The 6,118-nt window shown below is 67.7% G+C and carries 5 protein-coding genes; 2 read left to right on the forward strand and 3 right to left on the reverse strand.

Going from position 1 to position 6,118, the window contains the following annotated elements; translation table 11 throughout:
- Both I73_RS29715 and I73_RS34210 read left to right on the forward strand, forming a co-directional pair.
- Window positions 1-2,975, forward strand: a 2,975-nt coding sequence (locus tag I73_RS29715; protein ID WP_022982513.1) for a pilus assembly protein, incomplete at its 5' end; no start/stop codon positions are given.
- Window positions 2,976-2,980: 5 nt separating this feature from the next.
- Window positions 2,981-3,403, forward strand: a complete 423-nt coding sequence (locus I73_RS34210) for a type IV pilin protein (RefSeq protein WP_085944628.1) — start codon at window positions 2,981-2,983, stop codon at window positions 3,401-3,403.
- 21 nt (window positions 3,404-3,424) lie between these two features.
- Here the strand turns inward: I73_RS34210 and I73_RS29720 are convergent, their stop codons facing one another.
- From I73_RS29720 to I73_RS29725, 3 genes are all read right to left on the reverse strand, one after another.
- Window positions 3,425-4,462 carry a diguanylate cyclase domain-containing protein gene (locus I73_RS29720; RefSeq protein ID WP_022982515.1) on the reverse strand — a complete coding sequence of 346 codons (1,038 nt, stop codon included), beginning with the start codon at window positions 4,460-4,462 and terminating at the stop codon, window positions 3,425-3,427.
- A gap of 101 nt (window positions 4,463-4,563) precedes the next feature.
- Window positions 4,564-5,520: a DMT family transporter gene (locus tag I73_RS21535; RefSeq protein ID WP_022982516.1), complete on the reverse strand. Its 957-nt coding sequence runs from the start codon at window positions 5,518-5,520 to the stop codon at window positions 4,564-4,566.
- A 52-nt stretch (window positions 5,521-5,572) separates the two neighbouring features.
- A partial coding sequence (locus I73_RS29725) for a LysE/ArgO family amino acid transporter (protein ID WP_040501286.1) occupies window positions 5,573-6,118 on the reverse strand: 546 nt, incomplete at its 5' end.

Below are 6,118 nucleotides of genomic sequence, written 5' to 3' on the forward strand. Positions count from 1 at the left end.
CAGGCCACATCCTGACACTGTCGGACACGAACGTCTCGTTCGACTCCGATCAACTGCCCGGGGTCTACAGCGGCTTTGGCTCTTTCTCGGGCGATGTGACGGGGCTGAACGTCAGCACCGAGGCGAACACCATTTCCGCCAGCGAATCCGATGTGGTCGGCAAGCACTTCATCGGGCAATCAGGCTCGACATTCGACAACGTGCCGACGGCCAAGTCGGTGGCCTCGCTGTCCTCCATCCGTGGCCTGGCGCCGGAAGAACCGACCAAGCAGGGCAGCTACTATGCGGCCTCCGTGGCCTACTTTGGCAAGCACACGGATCTGCGCCCCGCCCTCACCGGTAAGCAGTCGACCAACACCTTCGTGCTGGCCCTGGCTTCTCCGCTGCCCCGCATCGCGGCCAAGCTGCCCAATGGCAACGTGATTACCCTGGTGCCCTTCGCCAAGTCGGTCGATGGATCCGGCATCACCCACACCAAGGGCAACTTCCAGCCGACCAACCAGATTGTCGATTTCTATGTCGAGCAGATCGCCAACTCGGGGGCCGGAGACGTCAACAGTGCGGTGAACGGCGGCCGCTACTACGCCAAGTTCAACATCAACTTCGAAGACTCGGAGCAGGGTGCCGACCACGACATGGACGTCATCGTCGAGTACGAGGTGGCAGCCCAGGCCGACAACACCCTGAAGGTCACGCTCACGCCCACCTACCAGGCCGGTAGCCTCAAGCAGGCGGTGGGCTATGTGGTCTCCGGCTCGACCAAGGACGGCCCCTACCTGGTGGTGGAGGACGAGGCGGATTCGAGTTCGTACTTCCTGAACGTACCCGACACCCTCAACATCGGCGACTGCGATGTCAGCAACCCGCCGGCCGCCTGCAAGTCGCTGCCCTATGTCGGCAGCAACAAGTCCAGCGTGCGAACCTTCTCGGCCAGCACAAGTTCCGCGGCCACCCTGCTGAAGGATCCGCTGTGGTATGCCGCCAAGTGGGGGGGCTTCAGCGACAGCAACAGCAACGACAAGCCCGACATGACCGTCGAATGGGATGCCGATGGCGACGGTGTGCCCGACACTTACTTCTATGCGCAGAACCCCGCCAAGCTGGCCGACGCGCTGAAGAAGGCCTTCGACAACCTGATCAACCGCGACACCAGTTCGAGCAACGTCACCACCAACAGCACCAGCATCAACTCGGGCTCCATGGTCTACCAGGCGGTCTACAACTCGCTGCGCTGGTCGGGGGACCTGGTCGCCTATCCGGTGACCACCGCCGGGGTCAGCGCCAATCCAGCCTGGAACGAAGGCGCCATGCTGCCCGTGCAGGCCAACCGCAAGATCTTCTACCGCCGTCGGGCGGTCAGTCCGGACAATGGCAGCGGCCGCAGCTTCACCTGGGGGCAGCTGGACACCACCGAGCAGGGCTATTTCAGCGGCTACCAGTCCTATCTCAACTATGTGCGTGGCGATCGCAGCCAGGAGGTGCTCAACGGCGGCGTGATGCGGGACCGCGGGAGCTACCCGGTCGGCGACATCGTCAATTCCTCGCCGTTCTACGTGAAGGAGCTGGACACGGTGTTCGTGGGTGGCAATGACGGCATGCTGCACGCGGCGGATGGCACCTCGGGGGCGGAGCGGTTCGCCTTCGTGCCGGCGGAGGTCATGCCCAACCTGAAGGCGCTGGCGGATGTGGCCTACATCCATCGCTACTATGTCGATGGCGACATCACCGTCTCCAGCCGCAGCACCGCTACCAACAACCACAACTACCTCTTCGCGCTCCTGGGGCGGGGAGGCAAGGGCCTGTTCGCGTTGGACGTGACGGATCCGGCGAACTTCGCCACCACCAGCAGTCTCTGGGAATACACGCCTAACGGACGCACCGACGCGGCCAGCGACAACGACCTGGGCTACATGATCGGCCGGCCGCTGTTCGTCAAGCTCAACAACGGCAAATCGGCGCTGGTGGTCGGCAACGGCTACAACAGCAGCAACGGCCATGCGGTGCTCTACATCTTCTTCGTGGGCACCGACGGCAGCCTCACGAGTGTCAAGAAGATCGACACCGGCGCCAGCGGCGACAACGGGCTGTCCGCGCCTGCGGTCTATGACACCAACAACGACGGCACGGTCGATGCCATCTATGCCGGCGATCTGAAGGGCAACGTCTGGAAGTTCGACGTTTCCAACATCGCCGATTCGGCGTGGGGCGTGGCCTACTCGGGCAGCCCGTTGTTCGTGGCCAAGGACAGCGCCAACAACCTCCAGCCCATCACCGCGCCGATGGCGGTTGCCAAGAACACCGTGGCCAGCGACCCGAACTATGGCAAGGTCTTCGTGTTCTTCGGCACCGGGTCCTACTTCCAGTCGGGGGACCCGGCCAACCATGCCGTGCAGAGCTGGTACGGTCTGGTGGACGAAACCCGCCTCAACGACCGTTCCGCCCTGCGGCAGCGCAGCATCTCCGAGACCGGGACCTTCGATGGCGAGACGGTGCGCACCTTCAGCACGGCCACGGACGGCGACATGACCGGCATGTCGGGCTGGTACATCGACTTCACGAGCACCACCCAACCCGGCGAGCGCATCGTGACCGAATCGGCCTACTACGCCTTGGCCGTGCCGGTGGTGTTCGCCAGCTCGATCATCCCCATCAGCTCCACGGACCCCTGCCTCGGTGGCGGGACCGGCTACCTCAACGTGGTGGGGGCCTTCAATGGCGCCGCGACCACGGTGGGTGTGCTCAACGTGAACGGCAACAACTCCTACACCGATGACAAGCTCGACGGCGTCTACATCGGCTCCATCGACCTGGGCATCGGGATGCCCGGCAAGCCGACGCTGATCGGCGGCTTGATGGTGGTGGGGGGCTCCGGGGACAGCGCCAACCCGGACAGCAAGATCGGCTCGGTGGATGTGAACCTTGGCGTGACGCCGCTCAAGGGCCGTATCTCCTGGCGTGAGATCGTGGGGGACTGATGAACATGCAATGCAATCGCCGGGGCGCCGCACGCGGTTTCACCCTGATCGAACTGATGATCGTGGTGGCCATCGTGGGCATTCTGGCCGCGGTGGCCTATCCCAGCTACGTCAACCATGTCATCCGCACGCAGCGTGCGGCGGGGGCCGGTTGTCTGTTGGAGATGGCTCAGCAGATGGAGCGCTACAGCGCCACGAAGATGTCCTACACGGATGCGCCGCTGCCTGCGCCGGCCTGTGCCACCGACACGGCCAGCACCTACGACTACACCTTCGCGTCCGGTGAGCCCACCGGGTCCACCTTCAAGATCAATGCCGCGCCCAAGGGCAGCCAGGCCAATGACAGCGATTGCGCCACGCTGTCGATCGACCAGGCGGGTCAAAAGGGAGAAACCGGCGGCAAGGACGTGGCCTACTGCTGGCGCTGATCGAGGGGCCTCGGGGCCGGCTCAGAACAGCGTGGCGGTGCTGCTCTTCTCGCGGTCGTAGTTCACCAGTTCGGCCTGGCCGGTGCTGGAATCGGCCTGGGTTTCGAAGCAGAAGAAGCGGTCGCGGCCCAGCGACTTGGCGGTGTAGAGCGCAGCATCGGCGCGTGAGAGCAGGGATTCGATGGTGGTCGTGCCATCGGGCACGCAGGTGGTGATGCCCCCCGAGATGGTCACGCAGGTCTTGCCGTCCGAGGCCGGGTGCGGCAGGGCCAGCTGATGCATCATGCGCTGCAGACCCTTGGCGTAGAACATGGCGCCCGAGTGGGAGGTGCCGGGCATCAGGATCACGAATTCCTCGCCGCCGAAACGGGCGGCCAGATCGCGCGGGCGTCGGCAGGTCTCGCCCAGCAGCTGGGCGATGCGCATCAGGCACTGGTCGCCCTGCAGGTGGCCCGCGGTGTCGTTGTAGGACTTGAAGTTGTCCACATCGCACAGGATCAGGGTCAGCGGCTGGCGTTCCCGTCGGGCGTTGCGCAGCTCCTCGTCGAGCCGGATGTCCAGGCCGCGGCGGTTGGTCAGGCCCGTCAGCGGGTCATGCAGGGACTGGGCCTGCAGATCGGCGTTGCTGGCCTTGAGCTGGTCGGTCAGCGTGATCAGCTGCCGGTGCAGGCTGCACAGGCGTTGCATGGCCCGCAGCTTGGCCGCCAGCACCACCGGGGACACCGGTTTGAACAGGTAGTCGTCGCCTCCGCATTCGATGCCCTCGGCCAGGTCCGCGTCGGACACCCGGCCCGAGAGGAACAGGATGGGCGTCCAGCCATCGGGCTCGGCGCGGCGGATCTGCTGGGCGGCCCAATGGCCGTCGTGGCCAGGCATCTCCACGTCCATCAGCACCGCGTCCGGGCGCAGGCTGGTGAACAGGGCCACCGCGTCCTCGGCGGTGCCGGCCTCCACCACATCGTGTCCCATGGCCTGCAGCTCGGCCCCCAGGGCAGCGCGGTGGGACAGCTGGTCATCCACCAGCAGGACCTTCAGATGGATGTCGGCAACAGCAGGCATGGCACAGCAGGGTTGGCGCGGGCCCAACACCCGCTAGGCCCTGTTATCGGACGACACGGCCGTGCACTTGAGCGCAGCATCAGCCCGCTCTCTGACTTCGATCAATGGGCCGGCACCGGCACGGGCCGCACCCGCAGCGCCCACACCACGCCGGCCACCAGCAGGCCCACGCCGGCCAGCGTGGTGGCCGGCGGAAACTGCTGGCGCAGCGCATGGGCGTAGGCCAGGGCCGAGAGGGTCTCGAAGACGATCAGCTGGCCGGCCAGGGCGGTAGGCAGGCGCTGGCTGGCCTCGTTCCAGCACAGCGTGCCCAGCCAGGAGGCCAGCAGACCGATGGCCAGCATGGCGCCGACGAAGGGCAGGGGCCGGGGCCCCAGCGGCATCGGCCAGTCCGGCTGGCTGAGCCCGAAACCGGCCCAGGTCAGCGCATAGCCCAGCGCGGCCAGCGGCAGGGTGGCCAGGCCCTGGGCGGTGGCCCAGGCGCGCGGGCTGCGGTCCGCGTGGGCGCGCAGCCAGTCGGCGTTGCGCACCGGGTACCAGGTCCAGGCCGCCACGGCGCCCAGGGCCAGCACGGCCCCCAGGGCGTAGCGGCCCAGGTCGGCCGCCGGATCGGCCCGAAAGTGGGCCAGTTCGGCCCGGTTGACCAGCCACAGGCCGGCGCCGATCAGCACCAGTGACGGGGCCAGCCGGCGCCAGGGCAGCAGGCCGTCGCGCTGCGCATTGCGGCGGTTGGACACCACCGCAATGACCACCGGCAGGGTGCCGATGATCATCGTCGGCAGGGGCCCCCCTGCGCGCTGCAGCGCCGAGGCCAGGAACAGGTAGTAGACGATGTTGCCCACCAGCGAGAGCTTGGCGGCCTCCAGCCAGTCGGCGCGCTTCAGCCGCCGCAGCTCGGCGCGGTCCAGCCAGGCCAGCGGCAGGGCGATCAGGCCGAAGGCCAGGTAGCGGCCGAAGGACAGCAGCACGGCCGGGTAATCGTGCAGCCACAGCGGCCCCACGAACACCAGGCCCCACATCAGGCCGGCGGCCAGCGCGAACAAGGTTCCGATCCACATGATGGGCGCGCAGTCTACGCAGGCCGGCCGGGGCGGTCTTGTACCGTCTTGCTCAGGCCCGCGGCGGCAGGGCCAGCGGCCAGAGCTGCCAGGCCAGGGCCAGCATCACCACGCCGATCAGGGCGTCCAGGGCCTGCCAGGCGCGCGGGCGGGCGAAGACCGGGGCCAGCCAGCGGGCGCCGTAGCCCAGGGTGGTGAACCACAGCGCGCTGGCCCCGGCGGCGCCGGCCACGAAGGCGCCGCGCGTGGCCCAGCCGGGCTGCTGGGCGCCCACCGAACCCACCAGCAGCACCGTGTCCAGGTAGACATGCGGGTTCAGCAGGGTGAAGCCGGCCAATTGCAGCAGGGCCTGGCGTCGGCTCAGGCTGGCGCCCTGGCCGGCCTGCAGGGCACCGGGGCGCCGCGCCGCCCACAGGGCCCGCAGCCCGTAGGCCACCAGGAACACCATGCCGGCGGCTGCCAGGGCACGGGCCAGCCCGGGGTGCTCGCCGATCAGCCCGGCCAGGCCAGCCACGCCGGCGGCCATCAGCAGGGCATCGGCGGCCACGCAGGCCAGCACGAGGGGGCCCACATGGGCCCGCTGCAGGCCCTGGCGCAG

Origin of the sequence: Ideonella sp. B508-1, assembly GCF_000333615.1 — a bacterium.
Classification (GTDB): Bacteria; Pseudomonadota; Gammaproteobacteria; order Burkholderiales; family Burkholderiaceae_C; genus Ideonella.